This is a genomic window from Bacteroides sp. NSJ-48 (assembly GCF_014287405.1).
Classification (GTDB): Bacteria; Bacteroidota; Bacteroidia; order Bacteroidales; family Bacteroidaceae; genus Bacteroides; species Bacteroides stercoris.
The window spans coordinates 1-21,921 of record NZ_JACOOD010000024.1; the positions used below are offsets into that span (position 1 = coordinate 1).

Genomic DNA, 21,921 nt, shown 5'->3' on the forward strand with positions numbered 1-21,921 from the left:
TGGAAACATAGTGGTAATCGTTTAAATGTTATAATTCAGCACTATAAATTTAATACTTTTATCGCTATGTTTCTAATTATAAGTGAAATATATTTATTCTTATTTCGAACTCACGTTAATTTATTAATAGGCGTTTTAAGACTATAAATGAAATTATGAACTATAAGTACAAAAAAAACGGCAAATCACTGTGTGAAATGCCGTTTTTTTATGTCGTTTTAGGAACTTAATCAGGGTATGGGTCACCCAAATTCTCGAATATAAGCATTTGCTGCTTGGGCGACAGCCAGCGGTGATTGTAAGGAAGATAGCCGGTTTCTGCCAACAATGTTGCCAATTTTGTACATCTTTTGATGCTGCGTTGCAGACATCGCACTGCATTTTTGGGAGTAGCGCAACCGGGGAAATATATTTGCGCCAATTCAGAAAAGGAAGAAGTAGATTTTGCCATTTGCTAAGTTTTAGGTTAATGTTATCAATTGTACGATATGCAAATATACGAAATCAAGATACCCTTTGTCAAGTATTTCGGGCTTTAATTATGAAGTTTCTCCTTGAAAGTTTTCCTCTCTATATTCCGCTTGTTGTTTGTGGGGGAATTTTCTGATAACTTCTTCGGTGGAATTTAAGGGAACAAAATTAATTTCCCCGGAAAAGAAATGGCACAAAGGTCCGTTTCCATGTCCTATATGCAGGTCTTTACCATGATAAATTGCTTTGCTTATATAAACTTTGGCTTGACGGACAGCTTCTTCAAGTCCGTTGTTGCGGGCGGCAAAGGCAGCGATGGCGGAAGAAAGCGTGCATCCCGTACCGTGAAGGTTGCCGCTCTCTATTTTTTGCTGTTCGAACAGGCTGAAACGGCCGTTGTTGTACAGTACATCGCACATTGTATTGCCGGATAAGTGACCGCCCTTTACCAGTACGGCGCAGTGATAGCGGTTTGCTAATTCACAGGCGGCCAGTTTCATCTCCTCTATATCCGTAACGGGATTTGAAAGGAGCAGGGACGCTTCGCCCAAATTGGGGGTTATCAGGGAACAGAGAGGAAACAACTCCTCTTGAATGGTGCGCACGGTATCTTCCGTCATTAGCTTTCGCCCGCTGGTGGATACCATAACGGGGTCATAAACGACAAAACGAGGCCGGAATTTTTGCAAACACTCCGCTACGGTGTGCACGATAGCGGCATTGTGCACCATTCCTATCTTGATAGCGACAGGCTGCAAATCATCCATGACGGATGTTATCTGTGCACGGACAATGTCCGGTGGGATAGGGCATACAGCCTGAACCCCCATTGTGTTTTGTGCCGTAACGGCAGTAATGACAGAGGCAGCATATCCTTTGAGCGCGGAAATCGTTTTAATATCCGCTTGTATGCCTGCACCGCCGGAGCAGTCGGAGCCGGCAATGGTGAGAATGACCGGAATAGTCGACATGATAATAAAATATTTGATGGTTAAAATAAAGACGCCGCATGGAGCAATTCCTTGAAATGCCCGATAAAATCCGTTCCCGTCCGTTTCCATATATCTCCCAAAAGGACCGCACCGCCGAAGCCCAATGAGCTGATTTCAGGGAAATGCGCTGCCGTAACGCCGCCCAATGCCATTACTTTAGCGTCTATAATGCCTGCCTGCCGCGCCTTTTGCAAACTGTCGGTAGTATAAGCAGAGGGATATCCTTCTTTGGAAATGCTGTCGTATATGGGACTGAGAAATACGTAATCGCATGTTGCTTTGTATTTGGCGACTTCTTCCAGCGAATGGCAGGAACGGCTGATGTGTCCGGTGAAGCCTGCCGGTGCTGTCGGGTTGCGTCCGTTCAGATGAATGCCTTTCAAATTTCGGAAAGACGCCAGTTGGAAATGCTCGTGTGTGACGATGCGTTTCAGATATTCAGGCGGAAGCCGGTTCAATAATTGTTCCATGTCTTCATAAGAAGCGCCGGGTTTCCGGAGATGCAGTATCTCAAGTCCTGCATCGAACAGGGAAGTGATTGCTTCGGCTTCTCCCTCAAAGAATGCAGGCTGGGTAATTGTTATCAGTTTCATGTTTTCCGAGGTATTTTACAGTAAAAGAACGAATGATTGCATGGTTCTTAAATCGACAGTCCATAGTTTTCCGGCCAAAACCTCGCCGTAGCCGCAAATGAGCTTCAGCGTTTCGCTTGCTTCCACACTGCCTACCACGGCAGGAGTAACGCCTATGACGGAATTGTCGGGAGCGGGCATCTGCAATGTTGCGGTTTCGTCGGGAAACAAATCCCTGTATGTCCTGGGCCGATCACCGTAACAGAATACGGAGACTTGCCCTTCAAAGCCCTGGATGGCACCGTACACATACGGTTTGTGCAGTGCGCTGCAACTGTCGCTAATCAGATAACGGGTGGAGAAGTTGTCGCATCCGTCTACAATGATGTCATAATCGGCAATCAGACGGCGGGCATTCTCCCGGTTGAGGCGAAAAGGGTGGGCGTGCACTTCTATATTACCGTTCAAAGCCCGCAATCTTTGGGCGGCACAGTGTACCTTAAGCTGTCCTACTTCGTTCTCCGTATACAATATCTGGCGTTGCAGGTTGCTGATACCGACCGTATCATCGTCCGCCAAACCTATTGTACCTACTCCTGCACCTGCAAGGTAGAGGGCGGCAGGGGAACCAAGTCCGCCTGCGCCTACTATCAGAACTCTTGCCTTATGCAGTTTTTCCTGTCCGCCTTCTCCGATTTCGGGAAGGGAAATTTGTCTGCTGTATCGGGTCATGATGAGAATTATAAACTATGAAAAAGGGATTTAAACCCGTTTCAGGTCGAAACTGGCATCCCAGTCTTTCCATACGGGTTCGCGTCCTAAACTCTTTAAGGCTTTGTCTACTTCTACGGCCTTGCGCTCGTCGCTGACGTGGAATTGCTCCAAAGTCTGCGGATAGCTGTAATATCCGCCCGGTTCCGTTTTGCTTTCCGCGCTCATGGTAGTGACTCCCAGAGTGGCCATGTGGTCGCGTATGAAAGCCGGTTCGCGGGTAGAGTAGGATATGTCCACATCATGGTCGAATATCCGCATGGCAAATGTAACTTGTGCCAGTTCGCGGTCGCTCATTACCACATTGGGTTGGAAACCGCCGTTTTCCGAAGGACGCATACGCGGGAAGTTGACGCTGTATTTCGTTTTCCAGTAATGCTTCTGAAGATAACGCAGGTGATACGCCATCATACAGATATCCGTTCTCCATTCTTTCTCCAGACCTATCAGCACACCCATGCCGATGGAATGTACGCCTGCCTGCCCCATGCGGTCGAAACCGTTGACACGCCATTCGAATCTGGACTTCATGCCGCGCGGGTGATAAATGTTATAGTTTGCCTTGTGGTAGGTTTCCTGAAAACAGATAACGCCGTTCATGCCATGCTCTTTCAACTCGGCATACTCTTCGGCTTTCAGGGGCATTACCTCAATCTTCAGGTTGCTGAAATAAGGTTTTGCCAAATCGAGCGCGCGGGCGATGTACGGAACACCGGCTTTGGCAGGATTTTCACCCGTAACCAGCAGCAGGTTTTCAAAAGGCGCGAGCTTCTTGATAGCCTTGTATTCGTTTACAATCTCCTCTTCCGTCAGTATGGTGCGGGGCATGGGATTGCTGATGTGGAAACCGCAGTACACGCACGAGTTGGTACAGGAGTTCGTAATATACAACGGCACAAACATGGAAATCGTTTTTCCGAAACGCTCTTCCGTGTACTTCTTGCTTAAACGTGCCATTGTTTCCAGATAGGGGACGGCAGCCGGTGAGATGAGTGCCATAAAATCCTCTACGTCACAATGTTCTTTGGATAGGGCACGACGCACGTCTGCATCTGTTTTGGCATTGATGCGCCGGGTCGTTTCTTCCCAGGATATTTTCTCTAATTCGTCTGAAAACATTTTATTCTATGATAAAAATAATTCGCTAATGAAACGGATAGAATACAAAGACGTGAAATTTTACTTTTCAGACATAAGAACAAAAGAACATATTTTCTCTCTTTTGTCTTTTTGTTCTTATGTCTGAAAATAAATCTGTCTTCTATCTGAACGTAAATCTGTTGTCTCTGTATTCCAGCCTGACAAGTTATTCCTTTTTCTTTCCCAGTTCCCTTGACAACCGCATTGCGCAGAAGTTAGGCCCGCACATCGTGCAGTATTCTCCGTCGATGTGATGTCCGGCCCGGAAATAAGTCTGTGCCCGTTCGGGGTCGAGCGACAGGTCGAACTGGTCTTTCCAGCGGAACTCATAGCGTGCCTTGCTCAGGGCATTGTCGCGTACTTGTGCGCCGGGGTGTCCTTTGGCAAGGTCGGCGGCATGGGCGGCTATCTTATAGGTGATGACACCTGTGCGCACATCTTCTTTGTCGGGCAGTGCAAGGTGCTCCTTCGGGGTGACGTAGCACAGCATGGCCGTGCCCAGCCAGCCGATTTGCGCCGCACCGATAGCCGAAGTGATATGGTCGTAGCCCGGTGCAATGTCCGTAACCAACGGGCCGAGCGTGTAGAACGGCGCATTGTGGCATTTCTCTATCTGGCGTTCCATATTCTCCTTAATCTTGTGCATGGGCACGTGTCCGGGTCCTTCGATAAAAGCCTGCACGTTCTTTGCCCAGGCGCGGAGCACAAGCTCGCCCATGGTATCGAGTTCGGCAAACTGCGCTTCGTCGTTGGCATCGTACGTAGAGCCGGGACGCAGGCCGTCGCCCAAGGAAACGGCTACATCGTATTGCGCCAATATATCGCAGATGTCGTCGAAATGTTCGTACAGAAAGCTTTCGCGGTCGTGCACCAGACACCATTTGCTCATGATGCTTCCGCCGCGGCTCACGATGCCGCACAGACGCTTGTCGGCCAGGTGTACGTTGTGGCGGCGGATACCAGCGTGTATGGTGAAGTAGTCCACGCCTTGTTCGCACTGTTCAATCAAGGTATCGCGGTAGAGCTCCCACGTGAGGTCTTCCACTTTGCCGTTCACTTTCTCCAATGCCTGATAAATGGGAACCGTACCTACGGGAACCGGACAGTTGCGGATAATCCATTCGCGGGTTTCGTGGATATTTTCTCCGGTAGATAAATCCATCAGGGTGTCACCGCCCCATTTACAGCTCCAAAGGGCCTTTTCCACTTCTTCGTCGATGCTTGAAGTGGTGGCGGAATTACCGATATTCGTATTGATTTTTACCAGGAAGTTACGGCCGATAATCATGGGCTCGGCTTCGGGGTGATTGATGTTGGCGGGGAGCAGGGCACGGCCTTCCGCTATTTCCCGGCGGACAAATTCGGGAGTGATATGCGTTTCTATCCCCAATTCGGCACAGTTCATGTTCTCGCGGATTGCCACATATTCCATTTCGGGGGTGATGATGCCCTGCTTGGCGTAATACATCTGCGTGCAGCATTTGCCCTGTTTGGCACGATAGGGTAGTGAGATATGTTCAAAGCGCAGGTGGTCGAGCGACTTGTCGTCACGGCGCATGCGGCCGTATTCCGAGGTAATCTCCGGCAGTTGCTCCACATCGTTGCGGTGCAGAATCCAGGGTTCGCGCAGACGGGGCAGCCCTTTCTTAAGGTCGATTTCTATATCGGGGTCGCTGAACGGACCGCTGGTGTCATAAATGTAAATGTCCGGATTGGGAGTAATGACTTTTTCTTCGCCTGCAAAGGTTGTACTGGGCACTTGCTCTACTTTGCGCATACCTACGCGAAGTTCCGGATAGATTGTTCCCGGCAGATATACTTTCTCCGAGCGGGGATATTTTATTCTTGATTTCATAGCTTATATTATATAATGTGTGTCATTCATCGAGAAATGCAGTGAGAGGCGAACTGGCTTCCGCCACAAAATTGTCGGCTTGCAGTCCCAATCCGGCTTCATAGGCCGTGCGTCCGGCTTCTACGGCTTGCTTGAAGGCTTCGGCCATAGTTACGGGATTGCCCGCTACAGCAATGGCAGTGTTGACCAGGCAGGCAGAAGCGCCCATCTCCATTGCTTCGGCGGCATGGCTGGGAGCACCGATACCGGCATCTACCACCACCGGAACGTTTGCCTGCTCGATGATAATCCGAAGGAAGTCACGGGTCTGTAATCCTTTATTCGTGCCGATAGGCGCACCCAGTGGCATGACGGTAGCGGCTCCGGCTTCTTCCAGACGTTTGCAAAGCGTGGGGTCTGCCTGGCAATAAGGAAGGACTATGAACCCCAGTTTCACCAGCTCTTCCGTAGCTTTCAAGGTTTCGGTGGAGTCGGGAAGAAGGTAACGCGGGTCGGGGTGGATTTCCAGTTTCAGCCAGTTCGTTCCGAATGCTTCGCGTGCCATTTGCGCGGCAAATACGGCTTCTTCGGCAGTGCGCACACCGGAAGTATTGGGCAGAAGCTGGATATGCGGATGACGGATATGTTTCAGCATATCGTCTTCTTCATTATCCAGTTCTATACGCTTCATGGCTACTGTTACCATTTCCGTACCGGATGCCAGAATGGACTGTTCCATGATTTCATTGGAATTGAATTTTCCCGTTCCCAAAAACAGACGGGAGTTGAATTCGCGTCCCGCAATGATTAATTTCTCCATATCTTTTTTTATTTGTTATTTCAGTAATTGGCTGTTTGGTTGATTTTGCCTGTCTGATTGGTTTCCGTAAGAATTCTTTGCATCTCTTCCACCGGATTATCCGCCCGCAGCACCGTGCCCGAAAGGGCGATGCCCGTGACGCCTGTCTGCATGACAGACGGAATATCGGCAAAAGTAATCCCGCCGATAGCGACGATAGGCAGGTTGATATTATCTGCCCGCATTTGACGGATAATTTCTTTATATCCTTCCAAACCCAGAATAGGGCTGAGTTTCTGCTTGGTGGTGGTATATCTGAACGGTCCGCAGCCGATGTAATTTACTCCGTCGAGCCAATGTTTCTTTACGTCTTCGTACGTGTTGGCTGTACCGCCTATGATATATTCCTCTCCGAGTATGCGCCGCGCTTCGGCAACAGGCATGTCGTTCTTGCCGAGATGCACGCCATCCGCCCGGATTTCTTTTACCAGTTCCACGTGGTCGTCGATGATGAATATGGCGCCATAATCGTTGCAGAGTTTTCGCACTTCCGCGGCTACGGGCAGTATTTCGTTTTCCGCCGCATCTTTCATACGTAGCTGTATCCAGCGGCAACCGCCTTCCAAAGCCATGCGGGCGGAGTCGAGGTAAGAATACCTTTCGGTATAATGTGTAATGAACTGAACCTTTTCCATAGCCTATCCGCCGCAGGCAGCTTTTATTATTACGATGGATATTCCTTCGGACAGAGCATAATCCGCCCATTCCGTACGTGGAATCATACGGTTATTGGCAGCAACGGCCACGCCCTGCGCCGGTAAGGAAAGCTCGGTTGTGAGTTGTAAGAGGGTAACGGCATCGGTTTCCACTTCCTTGTTGTTGATTGATACTTTCATGTTTCTGTTTCTGTTAAATAAAACAATGGAAGTAAATACAAAGAAGTACCGTAAAGGTAAGTTCTAAGAAGAAAAAATATCCAATTCCTACGGCAGTACTAACTGCATCAGGTTCGAGGGTATAATCTCAGCCCGTCGGGGCACCCCTTTGTCTTTACGGTGACAAAGGTAAGGGAAAATAGGAGATAAAAAAGAAAAGAAGGGGATTTTTTATTTATTAAGTTGTTATCAAGGGCGGTAGAACTGTTATTTCTTTATTTTCTTCAGGATGTTCCGAATGGCAGTTTTGACACCAGTCGAATAAAATTCGGTATTGGCATGCTCCAATATAAGCTTTAATTCACTTAACAGCTCCGGTTCGTGTTTACAAAGCCGGTAAGCCATGCGTATGGAAAGGGATTGTACGCCGATGCTTTCCTGCAGGGATAACATATGGTCCAGAGAATAATTAAGCAGTTCAACGGAAACGGGAACGGTTACCGGCAGGTTGTATAATATAGACAGCAACAGGCGTTTGGAGCCCTGATGTTTGCAATCCGATAAACGGTAGACGAGGTCATCGTACAGCGGGATAAACCAGGCTGGATGTATTTCGCTCAGCTTCTCGCATACCCATGTCGCCCGCCACGCAACACTTTGTTTTTCGTCCGACATCAGCCGATACATAGCTTCGAAGCATTCCGGCTGATGACAAATTTCCTGTACCAACATGTCTACCGACAGATTACGGATAGGAACGTCCAAAGCTTTTCTGAATTCTTCCAATTTCGACATAAGTATATCCTGAAAAAATGAAAAAGGGACTATCGTTTTTTTGAATAGCCCCCCTTTCGCGTTTAACTGTCTTTTATCGGTTATGCAATGCCGTGAGCCGATACATTGCCGTCGATTTTCTTGATAAGTCCTTGCAGTACTGCACCCGGACCGCATTCCGTAAAGTCGGTGGCACCATCGGCAACCATATTCTTGACTGTTTGAGTCCAGCGTACGGAAGCTGTCAGTTGTGCAACAAGATTTTTCTTGATTTCAGCAGGGTCGGTATGAGGAAGGGCATCCACATTCTGATATACAGGGCACTTCGGAGTGTGGAACTCGGTTGCGTTGATAGCCGCTTCCAGTTCAACTTTGGCAGGGTTCATCAACGGAGAGTGGAATGCACCGCCTACTTTCAAAGGCAAAGCACGTTTTGCTCCGGCAGCTTTCATCAGTTCGCAAGCTTTGTTGATGCCTTCGATAGAACCGGAAATAACGATTTGTCCCGGACAGTTGTAGTTGGCAGCTACGCAAACTTCACCTTCGGCACTAACCTGTGCACAGATTTCTTCCACTTTTTCATCCGGCAAAGCGATAATGGCAGCCATTGTAGAAGGCTGTGCCTCACAGGCTTTCTGCATAGCCATGGCACGGGCATAAACCAGCTTCAAGCCGTCTTCAAAGCTTAACGCACCGGCAGCAACCAATGCGGAGAACTCACCAAGTGAGTGACCGGCGGTCATTTCGGGTTTAAAGTCATCGCCCATGCAGAGTGCGGAGATTACGGAGTGAAGGAATACGGCAGGCTGTGTTACTTTGGTCTGGCGCAAATCTTCGTCTGTACCGTTGAACATGATATCTGTAATACGATATCCGAGGATATCATTTGCTTTTTCAAAAAGTTCTTTGGCCAAAGCCGAATTTTCGTACAGGTCTTTACCCATTCCTACGAATTGGGCGCCTTGACCCGGAAATACAAATGCTTTCATATTCATTTATTTTTAGTGTTTAATAAAAAGTAGTGCAAAGGTATAGGTTTTTCTGATAACCACCGCACAAAAGGGCGTTTTTTGTGCAATGTACCTTTTTCAAATACGTCTGCAATACAATATGTCCCCCTCTGGCAAGATAAATGTACGGATATAGAAATCCTTAAGAATTAGGTACTTCATAGTTATTGTATCTGCTACAATTACCCCTTGCTGCGACGGATTTAAATTACATATTGTATTTTATACGATAACACAATAAGATGATATTGTAACATATACGATATGTATATATTTGAAAAATAATGCTTTATAACATTATAAAAATATCCTTTTTACTTATTGCATATTTGAAAAACCTCATTATATTTGCAGCGCTTAAACGAAAATATTATGCAAAACGTGGAACAAAATACGCCGTTGGCAAACAATCATATTTCGGTAGACTGTGTGGTGATTGGTTTTGACGGAGAGCAGTTGAAAGTCTTGCTGGTTAAACGTGCCGGAGAAGAAGAGGGTGAAGTCTTCCATGATATGAAGTTGCCCGGCAGTTTGATCTATATGGACGAAGATTTGGACGAAGCTGCCCAGCGGGTTCTGAATGAACTGACGGGACTTAAGAACGTAAATCTGATGCAGTTCAAGGCGTTCGGCTCCAAGAACCGCACCAAAGACCCCAGAGACGTGCATTGGCTGGAACGTGCCATGCAGTCCAAAGTAGAGCGTATCGTGACCATCGCTTATCTTTCTCTCGTGAAGATAGACCGTACGCTTAACCGCGGTCTGGACGAGTATATGGCAAATTGGGTTGCCTTGCCGGATATCAAAGCACTGGCTTTCGACCACAACCTTATCATAAAAGAGGCGATAACCTACATCCGCCAGTATATCGAGTTCAACCCGTCCTCTCTTTTCGACCTGCTTCCGCGTAAGTTCACCGCATCCCAGCTCCGTACGCTGTATGAACTCTTGTACGGGAAACAGATAGATGTGCGCAATTTCCACAAAAAGATAGCTCTTATGGAGTATGTGGTTCCTTTGGAAGAGAAGCAGCAAGGAGTTGCCCATCGTGCGGCACGGTATTACCGGTTCGACAAGAAGATATATAATAAGGTAAGGCGGTAGGCAAGACACCTGAATTCAAAACCTGATACGGAATAAATCGAAAATTTAACAATATAAACTCAAAGACATGTATTTATTAGGATATGACATCGGCAGCTCGTCCGTTAAAGCGAGCTTGGTAAATGCAGAAAGCGGTAAGTGCGTATCTTCCGCATTCTTCCCGAAGACGGAAGCGGAAATCATAGCCGTGAAGCCGGGATGGGCGGAACAGAACCCTGAAAACTGGTGGGAAAACCTGAAGCTGGCAACGCAAGCCGTATTGGCGGATGCGCGTGTGGATGCGGCAGACATCAAAGCCATCGGTATCTCTTACCAGATGCACGGATTGGTGTGCGTGGACAAAGACCAAAAGGTATTGCGTCCTGCAATCATCTGGTGCGATTCCAGAGCCGTTCCTTACGGACAAAAAGCATTTGAAACGCTGGGCGAGGAGTTATGCCTCTCGCATCTGCTCAATTCTCCGGGGAACTTCACCGCGTCCAAACTTGCCTGGATAAAGGAGAATGAACCGGCTGTCTATGAAAAGATATACAAGATTATGCTGCCGGGCGATTATATTGCCATGAAACTGAGCGGCACAATCTGCACTACAGTCTCCGGACTGTCCGAAGGCATGTTCTGGGATTTTAAGAACAACCGGGTAGCAGACTTCCTGATGAAATATTACGGTTTCGATTCCTCGCTGATAGCCGACATCAGACCTACATTCTCCGAGCAAGGCCGTGTAAACGCCGCTGCCGCACAGGAGTTGGGGCTGAAAGAGGGAACGCCTGTCACATACCGTGCCGGCGACCAACCCAACAACGCATTGTCGCTGAACGTATTCAACCCCGGTGAAATAGCATCCACAGCGGGTACTTCGGGGGTGGTTTACGGTGTGAACGGTGAGGTGAACTACGACCCGAAATCGCGTGTCAATACCTTTGCGCACGTCAATCACACGGCGGAACAAACCCGCCTCGGCGTACTTTTGTGCATCAACGGTACGGGTATCCTCAACTCGTGGGTGAAGCGCACCGTTGCTCCCGAAGGCATTTCTTACAGTGACATGAATGTTCTTGCCGCCCAGGCGCCTATCGGAAGCGCCGGTATCAGCATCCTGCCTTTTGGCAACGGTGCCGAACGTATGCTGGAAAACAGGGAAACGGGCTGTTCCATTCAAGGAGTCAACTTCAACCAGCACGGCAAGCAACATATTATCCGTGCGGCACAGGAAGGTATCGTATTCTCTTTCAAGTATGGTATCGACATTATGGAGCAGATGGGCATTCCCGTACAGAAAATCCATGCGGGCAAAGCCAATATGTTCCTCAGTCCGCTGTTCCGCGAAACGCTGGCAGGCGTAACGGGTGCCGTTATCGAACTGTACGACACCGACGGTTCGGTAGGTGCAGCCAAAGGTGCAGGTATCGGTGCGGGCATCTATAAAGACAACAACGAAGCCTTTGCTACGCTCGAGAAGCTCGAAATCATCGAGCCCGGACAAACCGACCGTCAGGCATATGCCGATGCCTATGCGCGCTGGAAACAATATCTGATGCAGAGCTTACGGCCTGCTTAAGTTTTATTCTGCATTCTTCGGAAAGTTCTTTTTGAGACCGGCTTGCTGTTTTTTATGAGGAGCGTCTATGCAACGAATAAAAAGGAAAACAGACCGGAAAGAAATTCCAGAGAAACAGAATAAAATGCTTCTTGAAGAAGATTGAAACAGATATTGAAAGTAAAAAAGTAAACAAAAATAAAACAACAGTAACAATTAACCCGCTGGTAATGTGCCCGTTGTCAGCACATCGGCGCATTACCGCATTAACACATTTAATCATTATGGCAACAAAAGAGTATTTTCCCGGAATAGGAAAAATCAAATTCGAAGGTAAAGAAAGTAAGAATCCTATGGCATTCCGCTACTACGATGCGGAAAAAGTAATCATGGGCAAGAAGATGAAAGATTGGTTGAAGTTCTCTATGGCATGGTGGCATACACTCTGTGCAGAGGGTGGCGACCAGTTCGGCGGTGGAACGAAGCATTTCCCCTGGAACGGTGATGCCGATAAACTGCAGGCTGCCAAGAACAAAATGGATGCTGGTTTCGAGTTCATGCAGAAAATGGGCATCGAATATTACTGCTTCCACGATGTTGACCTCTGCGACGAGGCCGATACAATCGAAGAGTACGAAGCAAACCTGAAAGCCATCGTTGCATACGCCAAGCAAAAGCAGGAGGAAACAGGCATCAAGCTGTTGTGGGGTACTGCCAACGTATTCGGCCATGCACGTTACATGAACGGTGCCGCTACCAATCCCGACTTTGACGTTGTGGCCCGCGCTGCCGTTCAAATCAAGAATGCCATTGACGCAACAATCGAACTGGGCGGTTCGAACTACGTGTTCTGGGGTGGACGCGAAGGCTATATGTCTTTGCTGAATACCGACCAGAAGCGCGAAAAGGAACACCTTGCACAGATGCTGACCATTGCACGCGACTATGCCCGTGCACGCGGCTTCAAGGGTACGTTCCTGATTGAGCCGAAGCCGATGGAACCGACCAAGCATCAATATGACGTAGACACGGAAACGGTTGTAGGCTTCCTGAAAGCCCACGGTCTGGACAAAGACTTCAAAGTGAATATCGAAGTGAACCACGCCACGCTGGCAGGCCATACTTTCGAACATGAACTTGCCGTAGCAGTAGACAACGGTATGCTGGGTTCTATCGATGCCAACCGCGGTGACTACCAGAACGGCTGGGATACAGACCAGTTCCCTATCGACAACTACGAGCTGACACAAGCCATGATGCAAATCATCCGCAACGGCGGCTTCGGTGACGGCGGTACAAACTTCGACGCCAAGACACGCCGTAACTCTACCGACCTTGAGGACATCTTCATTGCTCACATCGCAGGTATGGACGTAATGGCACGTGCATTGGAAAGCGCAGCCAAACTGCTCGAAGAGTCTCCTTACAAGAAGATGCTTGCCGACCGCTACGCTTCTTTCGACAGCGGCAAGGGTAAGGAATTCGAGGAAGGCAAGCTGACACTGGAAGATGTCGTAGCCTACGCAAAAGCTAACGGCGAACCGAAACAGACCAGCGGCAAACAAGAATTGTACGAAGCAATCGTAAATATGTATTGCTGATAAATAGCGGTTAGTGGTTAGCGATGAGTGATTAGCGATTATTGGTTAGTGATAAAAGATGGGGAATAAGCAATTATCACTAAATTACTGACCATTAATCACTCATCGCTCATCGCTCATCACTAATCACTAACCGCTAATCACTAACTCCTAACCACTATTATCATGAATTATACAGAAAAAGGCAGCAAGCTCTATCTCTTTTCGATTGTGCTCGTGGCTGTCATTGGCGGTCTGCTTTTCGGTTACGATACGGCAGTTATCTCCGGCGCAGAAAAGGGACTTCAAGCTTTCTTCATGGGAGCCGATTTTGAATACACAGACGCGATACACGGCATCACATCATCCAGCGCATTGATAGGCTGTATCATAGGTAGCGCCGTTTCCGGATTTTTTGCATCCGGATTGGGCCGTAAAAACTCTCTCTTTTTGGCAGGTATCCTGTTCTTCTTGTCGGCGCTGGGTTCCTATTATCCCGAATTCCTGTTCTTTGAGCATGGCGTTCCTTCCTATTCTCTTCTGGTGGCTTTCAATTTCTACCGTGTCTTGGGCGGTATAGGTGTGGGGCTGGCTTCCGCCATTTGTCCGATGTACATTGCCGAAATCGCTCCGAGCAACATTCGCGGAACACTGGTGTCGTGGAATCAGTTTGCCATTATCTTCGGTCAGTTGGTGGTTTACTTTGTCAACTTCCTTATTCTGGGCAGTCATGCCAATCCGGTGATAGACCTCGTTAACGGAGTAAATCAGATAATGAATCCCGAAGCTGCCGCATGGACCACGGAGACGGGGTGGCGACTGATGTTCGTCAGCGAAGCCGTTCCTGCCGGATTGTTTGCTCTGTTGGTGTTGCTGGTGCCGGAAACGCCGCGTTATCTTGCCATGTGCGGTAAGGACGAAAGGGCGCTGAATGTGTTGAGCCGTATCAACGGCGCTTCTCAGGCAAAGGTAATCCTTGCGGAAATCAAGGCAACCACCGAAGAAAAAACAGAAAGACTCTTTACCTACGGCTGGATGGTTATCTTTATCGGTATCATGCTGAGCGTATTCCAGCAAGCTGTCGGCATCAATGCCGTGCTTTATTTCGCTCCGCGCATATTCGAGACAATGGGCATGGCCAATCCGATGGTACAAACCGTGCTCATGGGCGTTGTCAATATCCTCTTTACCTTGCTGGCTGTGTTCACGGTTGAAAAATGGGGACGCAAGCCGCTGCTTATTTCCGGCTCTGTCGGTATGGCGATAGGGGCTTTCGGCGTGGCTATGTGCAACGTCGTAACAGGACTGCCGGCAATAATATCCGTTATCAGCATCATGGTTTACAGCGCTTCGTTCATGTTCAGTTGGGGACCTATCTGCTGGGTACTGATTGCCGAAATCTTCCCGAACACCATCCGTGGCGCTGCGGTAGCCATTGCGGTGGCATTCCAATGGATTTTCAACTTTATTGTTTCGTCTACTTTCCTGCCGATGTACAATATGCGTCTCGGGGAGATGGGAGATAAGTTCGGCCATATGTTTGCATATGCCCTTTACGGGATTATCTGCGTGGCAGCCGCCCTCTTCGTGTGGAAGCTTGTACCCGAAACGAAAGGCAAGACGCTGGAAGATATGACCAAACTTTGGAAGAAAAAGAAATAAGTCCGCAGGAACTTCAATCCGGCAGAATATAAAAGGCTGTGCAGTTCATCTGAAAGGAATTGCACAGCCTTTTGTGTCTGAAGTCCCGGACTTTTGGTGCCTACCACCCGGTGGTACGGCTCATACCATTAGGTGGTACGACGACTTTCACCTAATGGTACGGCGTGTACCTTACTAAGGTACGGCTCGTACCAAAGCGTGGAATAAATTGGTACACGTATCCGTTTGATTATAAGTAAACTGTTTGTCACCGTAATATCTCCTTTATCCGTTCGAACCGTCCGTCTGTCTTTTCCGGAACAATTTGCAGAAGATGCGACAATAGCGGGTAGATGTCCACATTCACAAATCCTCCGGATATGTAACCTTTCTTGAAATCAGGTCCGATGGCCCGAAACATAACCTGCATGTCGGGGCTTTGGGGAAAATATCCGTGAGCGCCTTTGGTGTCGCGTGCCACGTCCGTAAACTGCCAGCCCAGTTCAGGAGCCACTACGATATCGCCTATACGGTCGCTGCTGCCATAATGCAGTTCGGCGGGAATCTCTTCTTTTTTCCACACACGGATGTGAGCTGCTTTTTTCAGAGCATTGCAGATAGAATCGCGGTATTCCGGTTTCGAGAATATGGAAGTTGGTGTACGTCCGTCTATCACTTCGCACCATTCCGGTTTTACATAATCGTTTATGTTGACAACCCGTTCGGGACTGATGTCGGTCATGCCGTGGTCCGACGTGACGATAAGATTGATGTCCTCGCCGAAAGGAAGAGCTTCTATCTTTTTTCTTAATACCCCCACAAGGCTGTCCATGTGTTGGACCACCGCACCGGTAGGCAAACTGCACGGGCCGTTGTGATGTCCGCTTCCGTCGGGCTCTTCAAAATATAGCATGATGAGTCTGGGACGCTCCGGCTCGGGCTTTTGCAACCAGGTGAGCACCGTGTCTATCCGTTGTTCAAAAGTCAGAAAAGGCTTGGCGTTCCAAGGTCTGTAATAAGTGGGATGAGACTTTTTAATCGCAATATCCGAGCCTACCCAGTACATATTGCCGGTTTTTACGCCTTGTTTCTGGGCCGTTATCCATATCGGTTCCCCCAAGTAGTATTCCGGATTGTTGCGGGTGGCGGAGTCTCCCATGGAATACTGGCGTCTGTTCTTTACATCCCAAAAAGTATTGTTGATTATGCCGTGATGGTCGGGAACCAATCCCGTGGCCAGCGTATAGTGATTGGGAAACGTAGAGGCAGGATAGGAGGGAAGCATCACGGCCTTTACCCCGTCTGCCGCCATGCGGTCCAGGTTGGGAGTCTTATACATGTCGGGATAGTCCCAGCGGAAACCGTCGAGTGAAACAATAACGGTGTAATGTGTTTCGGGAGTTGCCGCATTCAGCGATAGCAAAAGCAAGGCACTGAATGCCAGTGTGATAAATCTTTGCATATCTCAATCTATATTTAACGTTTACAGAGATAAATGTTGTTTTGGCAGCAAAGGTAGGAAAAAATCATATCCCATAGGGATTAATGTATAAGTAAAACTGTAACTTTGCACCGTTTTAAACTCAGGTATAACACAAAAATTATGGACGAAATTAAAATTAATAAGGTACAGATACGTAACCTGCAGATAGAAGATTACGACCAGTTGGCACAATCATTCACACGCGTCTATTCGGATGGAAGCGATGTTTTCTGGACGCACAAGCAGATAGAGAAACTCATCCGCATCTTTCCGGAAGGGCAGATTGTAACGGTGGTCGATGAAAAGATAGTGGGGTGTGCACTCTCCATTATCGTGAATTACGACGATGTGAAGAACGACCACACCTATGCCCAGGTTACGGGCAAGGAAACTTTCAATACGCACAATCCCAAAGGAAATATCCTTTACGGCATCGAAGTGTTTATCCATCCGCAATACCGCGGACTGCGCCTGGCACGCCGTATGTACGAATACCGCAAGGAAATCTGCGAAACACTGAATTTGAAAGCCATCATGTTTGGCGGGCGCATTCCCAACTATCATAAGTATGCCGACCAGTTGCGCCCTAAGGAATATATAGATAAGGTAAAGCAGAAGGAGATATACGACCCGGTGCTGACGTTCCAGTTGAGCAACGACTTCCATGTGCGCAAGGTGATGCGCAACTATCTTCCCAATGATGAGGAATCCAAGCATTATGCCTGCCTGCTCCAATGGGACAATATCTATTACCAGGCGCCTACACAGGAGTATGTAAGTCCGAAAACGACGGTGCGCGTCGGTCTGGTGCAGTGGCAGATGCGTACTTACAAGACGCTGGACGATTTGTTCGAGCAGGTGGAGTTCTTCGTAGATGCCGTTTCCGACTACAAGAGCGACTTCGTTCTCTTCCCCGAATACTTCAATGCGCCGCTGATGGCCAAATTCAATGACGAGGGAGAGTCGGAAGCCATCCGCGGACTGGCGGCTTACACCAACGAAATTAGAGAGCGGTTTGTGAAGCTGGCCATCAGCTACAACATCAATATCATTACGGGCAGCATGCCGCTTATCAAGGAAGAGGACGGACGTTTGTACAACGTAGGTTTCCTTTGCCGCCGCGACGGAACGTACGAAATGTACGAAAAGATACACGTCACTCCCGACGAAATCAAGAGCTGGGGATTGAGTGGCGGCAAATCCTTGCAGACATTCGATACGGACTGCGCCAAAATCGGTGTGCTGATATGTTATGACGTGGAGTTCCCGGAGCTTTCGCGCATCATGGCAGACCAGGGCATGCAGATACTGTTCGTTCCTTTCCTTACCGATACGCAGAACGCCTATTCGCGCGTTAAGGTATGCGCCCATGCCCGCGCCATCGAGAACGAGTGTTTTGTGGTCATAGCAGGCAGTGTGGGCAACCTTCCCCGTGTACACAACATGGACATACAGTATGCCCAGTCGGGTGTGTTCACCCCCTGCGACTTCGCTTTCCCTACCGACGGAAAGCGTGCCGAGGCAACTCCGAACACCGAAATGATTCTGGTGTCCGATGTGGATCTGGACTTGCTCAACGAACTGCATACCTATGGCAGCGTCCGCAACCTGAAAGATCGCAGAAACGACTTGTATGAAGTGAAAATGAAGAAGTAAAGCGAGAGACGCGGGCGGCTCATCTTAAAATTATCCGCTCAAAAATCTCTTTTCTCTAACTTTTTTGTAAATTTGCACCCTTAAAATAAAGAGGATAGCATCGGAAAGCACCGGAAAAGCCTTTCCGGGCTATCTTCAGGAAAAATAGTAAATCGTAAATAGTCAAATCGTAAATATCAAGATGGGTAAGAAGTTTGCCGAATATTCAAAGTTTGACCTTTCGGAAATAAACAAGGAAGTGTTGAAGAAATGGGACGAAAACCAGGTTTTCGCCAAGAGTATGACAGAACGTGAAGGTTGTCCTTCTTTCGTGTTTTTCGAAGGACCGCCCTCGGCCAATGGCATGCCGGGTATTCACCATGTAATGGCGCGCTCCATTAAGGATATTTTCTGCCGCTACAAAACCATGAAGGGCTTCCAGGTGAAGCGCAAAGCCGGATGGGACACACACGGGCTTCCTGTGGAACTGGGTGTGGAAAAGGCGCTCGGCATCACCAAAGAAGATATCGGCAAGACTATTTCCGTTGCCGAATACAATGCCGCCTGTCGCAAGGATGTAATGAAATTTACCAAGGAGTGGGAAGACCTTACCCACAAAATGGGTTATTGGGTGGATATGCAGAATCCCTACATCACCTATGACAACCGTTACATCGAAACGTTGTGGTGGCTGTTGAAGCAACTTCACAAGAAAGGACTCCTTTATAAAGGATATACCATACAGCCGTATTCACCGGCTGCGGGAACAGGCTTGAGTTCGCACGAGCTGAACCAGCCCGGTTGCTACCGCGATGTAAAGGATACAACCGTAGTGGGACAGTTCAAGATGAAGAACCCGAAACCCGAAATGGCGGAGTGGGGTACTCCTTATTTCCTGGCATGGACTACGACTCCGTGGACACTGCCCTCGAACACCGCTCTCTGCGTAGGCCCGAAAATAGACTACGTGGCCGTACAGACCTACAACGGCTATACGGGCGAGAAGATGACCGTGGTACTTGCCAAAGCATTGCTCTATACTCACTTCAATAAAAAAGCGGAAGAGCTTGCATTAGAGGATTATAAGCCGGGAGACAAACTTATCCCGTTCAAGATTGTAGGCGAGTACAAAGGTCCGGACTTGGCAGGAATGGAATACGAACAACTCATTCCGTGGGTGAAACCGGTAGAGGTGGACAACGACGGCAACTGGAGCGTCAGCGACAAAGGCTTCCGTGTAATCCTCGGCGATTATGTAACCACGGAAGACGGTACGGGTATCGTACACATCGCTCCCACATTCGGTGCGGACGATGCTTTCGTAGCCCGTGCGGCAGGCATTCCTTCTCTGTTCATGATTAACAAGCGCGGCGAGACCCGTCCCATGGTGGACCTTACCGGTAAGTTCTATCTGCTGGACGAGCTGGACGAAAGATTCGTAAAAGAGTGTGTCGATGTAGATGCCTACAAAGAATACCAGGGACGTTGGGTGAAGAATGCCTACGACCCGCAATTCACCGTCGACGGCAAGTATGACGAAAAAGCCGCTCAGGCCGCCGAGACTCTCGACATATATATATGTATGATGATGAAGGCTGCCAACCAGGCATTCAAGATAGAGAAGCACGTGCACAACTATCCGCATTGCTGGCGTACGGACAAACCGGTGTTGTACTATCCGCTGGATAGCTGGTTTATCCGCAGTACCGCCTGCAAGGAGCGTATGATAGAGTTGAACAAGACCATCAACTGGAAACCGGAAAGTACCGGTACGGGACGCTTCGGCAAGTGGCTGGAGAACTTGAACGACTGGAACCTGAGCCGTTCGCGCTACTGGGGTACTCCGTTGCCTATCTGGCGCACGGAAGACGGTGACGAGGAAAAATGTATCGAATCCGTAGAGGAGCTTTACAACGAGATAGAGAAATCCGTAGCTGCGGGACTGATGGCATCCAATCCTTATAAGGACAAAGGTTTCCAGCCGGGCGTGTACACGCAGGAAAACTACGACAAGATAGACCTTCACCGTCCTTATGTAGATGACATTGTCCTTGTTTCCAAAGCCGGCAAACCCATGAAGCGCGAATCGGATTTGATTGACGTATGGTTCGACTCCGGCTCCATGCCGTATGCGCAGATACACTATCCGTTCGAGAACAAGGAACTGTTGGACAGCCACCAGGTATATCCCGCCGATTTCATCGCAGAAGGTGTGGACCAGACACGCGGCTGGTTCTTTACCCTGCATGCCATCGCCACAATGGTGTTCGACAGCATATCCTATAAAGCCGTCATATCGAACGGTCTGGTACTCGACAAGAACGGCAACAAGATGTCCAAGCGTTTGGGCAATGCCGTAGACCCGTTCTCTACCATCGAGAAATACGGTTCCGACCCCTTGCGCTGGTACATGATTACCAATTCTTCTCCGTGGGACAACCTGAAGTTCGACGTAGACGGAGTGGAAGAGGTGCGCCGCAAATTCTTCGGAACCCTGTATAATACGTATTCTTTCTTCGCCCTCTATGCCAACGTGGACGGATTTGAATACAAGGAAGCTGATGTGCCCATGGCGGAACGTCCGGAAATAGACCGCTGGATTATCTCCGTGCTGAACACATTGGTGAAGGATGTGGATAACTGCTACAACGAATATGAGCCTACCAAAGCCGGACGACTGATTTCGGACTTCGTGAACGACAACCTCTCCAACTGGTACGTCCGCCTGAACCGCAAACGTTTCTGGGGCGGCGGCATGACGCAGGATAAGCTGTCCGCATTCCAAACGCTCTATACGTGTCTGGAAACCGTAGCTAAACTGATGGCGCCTATTGCTCCGTTCTATGCCGATATGCTCTATTCGGACCTGACGGCAGCTACCGGACGCGACAACGTTGTTTCCGTTCATCTGGCAAAATTCCCCGAATGCAAGGAAGAGATGATAGACAAGGAGCTGGAAGCACGCATGCAAATGGCACAGGACGTTACTTCTATGGTATTGGCGCTGCGCCGTAAGGTGAACATCAAAGTCCGCCAACCGCTACAGTGCATCATGGTTCCGGTAGTGGACGAAGAGCAACGCGCCCACATCGAAGCCGTAAAAACACTTATCATGAACGAGGTGAACGTAAAGGAAATCAAGTTTGTGGACGGTGCAGCCGGTGTGCTTGTGAAGAAAGTGAAGTGCGACTTCAAGAAGCTGGGCCCGAAATTCGGCAAGCAGATGAAAGCCGTTGCCGCAGCCGTTGCCGGAATGCCGCAGGAAGCCATTGCCGAGCTGGAAAAGAACGGTTCCTATACGCTGAATCTGGACGGTGCGGAAGCCGTAATCGAGACATCCGACGTGGAAATCTTCAGTGAAGACATTCCGGGTTGGCTGGTGGCCAATGAAGGCAAGCTGACTGTAGCTTTGGAAGTTACCATCACCGAAGAGCTTCGCCGCGAGGGTATTGCCCGCGAATTGGTGAACCGCATCCAGAATATCCGCAAGTCGAGCGGCTTTGAGATAACGGACAAAATAAAGATTACATTATCAAAAAATCCGCAAACGGATGATGCGGTAAATGAATATAAAGACTATATTTGTAACCAGGTTTTAGGAACATCACTGACGCTGACGGACCACGTGGAAGACGGAACGGAACTCGAATTCGACGATTTCAGACTGTATGTAAGCGTTGTGAAAGAATGAATTATTAAT

18 protein-coding genes and 1 riboswitch are annotated in these 21,921 nt (G+C 48.7%); of the genes, 6 read left to right on the top strand and 12 right to left on the bottom strand.

Going from position 1 to position 21,921, the window contains the following annotated elements:
* Nucleotides 1-226: 226 nt before the first annotated feature.
* The 11 genes from H8S52_RS11960 to fabD form a co-directional block, all read right to left on the bottom strand.
* The gene (locus tag H8S52_RS11960; RefSeq protein ID WP_186909901.1) at nucleotides 227-451 is read right to left on the bottom strand and encodes a DUF4248 domain-containing protein; all 225 of its coding nucleotides are present in this window, start codon (nucleotides 449-451) and stop codon (nucleotides 227-229) included.
* A gap of 88 nt (nucleotides 452-539) precedes the next feature.
* Entirely contained in the window at nucleotides 540-1,442 is a 903-nt protein-coding gene (gene thiD, locus H8S52_RS11965) for a bifunctional hydroxymethylpyrimidine kinase/phosphomethylpyrimidine kinase (RefSeq protein WP_186909902.1), read from the bottom strand.
* 20 nt (nucleotides 1,443-1,462) lie between these two features.
* On the bottom strand, nucleotides 1,463-2,056 hold the full coding sequence (locus H8S52_RS11970) for a thiamine phosphate synthase (protein ID WP_117906267.1): 594 nt from the start codon (nucleotides 2,054-2,056) through the stop codon (nucleotides 1,463-1,465).
* Nucleotides 2,057-2,071: 15 nt separating this feature from the next.
* The gene (locus H8S52_RS11975) at nucleotides 2,072-2,767 is read right to left on the bottom strand and encodes a HesA/MoeB/ThiF family protein (RefSeq protein ID WP_117906268.1); all 696 of its coding nucleotides are present in this window, start codon (nucleotides 2,765-2,767) and stop codon (nucleotides 2,072-2,074) included.
* 30 nt (nucleotides 2,768-2,797) lie between these two features.
* Nucleotides 2,798-3,925 (bottom strand): 2-iminoacetate synthase ThiH, encoded by a 1,128-nt coding sequence (gene thiH / locus H8S52_RS11980; protein WP_005654091.1) that lies wholly within the window; start codon nucleotides 3,923-3,925, stop codon nucleotides 2,798-2,800.
* Between the two features lie 187 nt (nucleotides 3,926-4,112).
* Entirely contained in the window at nucleotides 4,113-5,801 is a 1,689-nt protein-coding gene (gene thiC, locus H8S52_RS11985) for a phosphomethylpyrimidine synthase ThiC (protein ID WP_117857143.1), read from the bottom strand.
* A gap of 22 nt (nucleotides 5,802-5,823) precedes the next feature.
* Entirely contained in the window at nucleotides 5,824-6,600 is a 777-nt protein-coding gene (locus tag H8S52_RS11990) for a thiazole synthase (protein WP_016662663.1), read from the bottom strand.
* Nucleotides 6,601-6,620: 20 nt separating this feature from the next.
* Nucleotides 6,621-7,274 (bottom strand): thiamine phosphate synthase, encoded by a 654-nt coding sequence (locus H8S52_RS11995; RefSeq protein WP_117742409.1) that lies wholly within the window; start codon nucleotides 7,272-7,274, stop codon nucleotides 6,621-6,623.
* 3 nt (nucleotides 7,275-7,277) lie between these two features.
* A complete protein-coding gene (gene thiS / locus H8S52_RS12000) occupies nucleotides 7,278-7,475 on the bottom strand; it encodes a sulfur carrier protein ThiS (protein ID WP_005654098.1) in 198 nt (65 codons plus the stop codon).
* 67 nt (nucleotides 7,476-7,542) lie between these two features.
* A riboswitch (TPP riboswitch) is annotated at nucleotides 7,543-7,633 on the bottom strand.
* Between the two features lie 88 nt (nucleotides 7,634-7,721).
* Nucleotides 7,722-8,249, bottom strand: coding sequence for a hypothetical protein (locus H8S52_RS12005; RefSeq protein ID WP_186909903.1), 528 nt, complete (start codon nucleotides 8,247-8,249; stop codon nucleotides 7,722-7,724).
* Between the two features lie 80 nt (nucleotides 8,250-8,329).
* A complete protein-coding gene (gene fabD / locus H8S52_RS12010; RefSeq protein WP_016662660.1) occupies nucleotides 8,330-9,217 on the bottom strand; it encodes an ACP S-malonyltransferase in 888 nt (295 codons plus the stop codon).
* A gap of 393 nt (nucleotides 9,218-9,610) precedes the next feature.
* Between fabD and H8S52_RS12015 the strand changes: the two genes are divergently transcribed.
* From H8S52_RS12015 to xylE, 4 genes are all read left to right on the top strand, one after another.
* On the top strand, nucleotides 9,611-10,342 hold the full coding sequence (locus tag H8S52_RS12015; RefSeq protein ID WP_060385105.1) for an NUDIX domain-containing protein: 732 nt from the start codon (nucleotides 9,611-9,613) through the stop codon (nucleotides 10,340-10,342).
* Nucleotides 10,343-10,409: 67 nt separating this feature from the next.
* Nucleotides 10,410-11,903, top strand: coding sequence for a xylulokinase (locus H8S52_RS12020; RefSeq protein WP_151870553.1), 1,494 nt, complete (start codon nucleotides 10,410-10,412; stop codon nucleotides 11,901-11,903).
* A 263-nt stretch (nucleotides 11,904-12,166) separates the two neighbouring features.
* On the top strand, nucleotides 12,167-13,483 hold the full coding sequence (gene xylA / locus H8S52_RS12025; protein ID WP_034536238.1) for a xylose isomerase: 1,317 nt from the start codon (nucleotides 12,167-12,169) through the stop codon (nucleotides 13,481-13,483).
* Between the two features lie 165 nt (nucleotides 13,484-13,648).
* Nucleotides 13,649-15,124 carry a D-xylose transporter XylE gene (gene xylE / locus H8S52_RS12030; protein WP_022103427.1) on the top strand — a complete coding sequence of 492 codons (1,476 nt, stop codon included), beginning with the start codon at nucleotides 13,649-13,651 and terminating at the stop codon, nucleotides 15,122-15,124.
* Between the two features lie 247 nt (nucleotides 15,125-15,371).
* On the opposite strand, the gene H8S52_RS12035 is transcribed toward xylE, so the two are convergent.
* Nucleotides 15,372-16,565 (bottom strand): ectonucleotide pyrophosphatase/phosphodiesterase, encoded by a 1,194-nt coding sequence (locus tag H8S52_RS12035; protein WP_118939797.1) that lies wholly within the window; start codon nucleotides 16,563-16,565, stop codon nucleotides 15,372-15,374.
* Nucleotides 16,566-16,706: 141 nt separating this feature from the next.
* Here H8S52_RS12035 and H8S52_RS12040 point away from each other — a divergent pair, with 141 nt between their 5' ends.
* Both H8S52_RS12040 and ileS read left to right on the top strand, forming a co-directional pair.
* A complete protein-coding gene (locus H8S52_RS12040; RefSeq protein WP_005654113.1) occupies nucleotides 16,707-18,242 on the top strand; it encodes a carbon-nitrogen hydrolase family protein in 1,536 nt (511 codons plus the stop codon).
* 181 nt (nucleotides 18,243-18,423) lie between these two features.
* Entirely contained in the window at nucleotides 18,424-21,912 is a 3,489-nt protein-coding gene (ileS, locus tag H8S52_RS12045; RefSeq protein ID WP_117954595.1) for an isoleucine--tRNA ligase, read from the top strand.
* Nucleotides 21,913-21,921 lie beyond the last annotated feature (9 nt).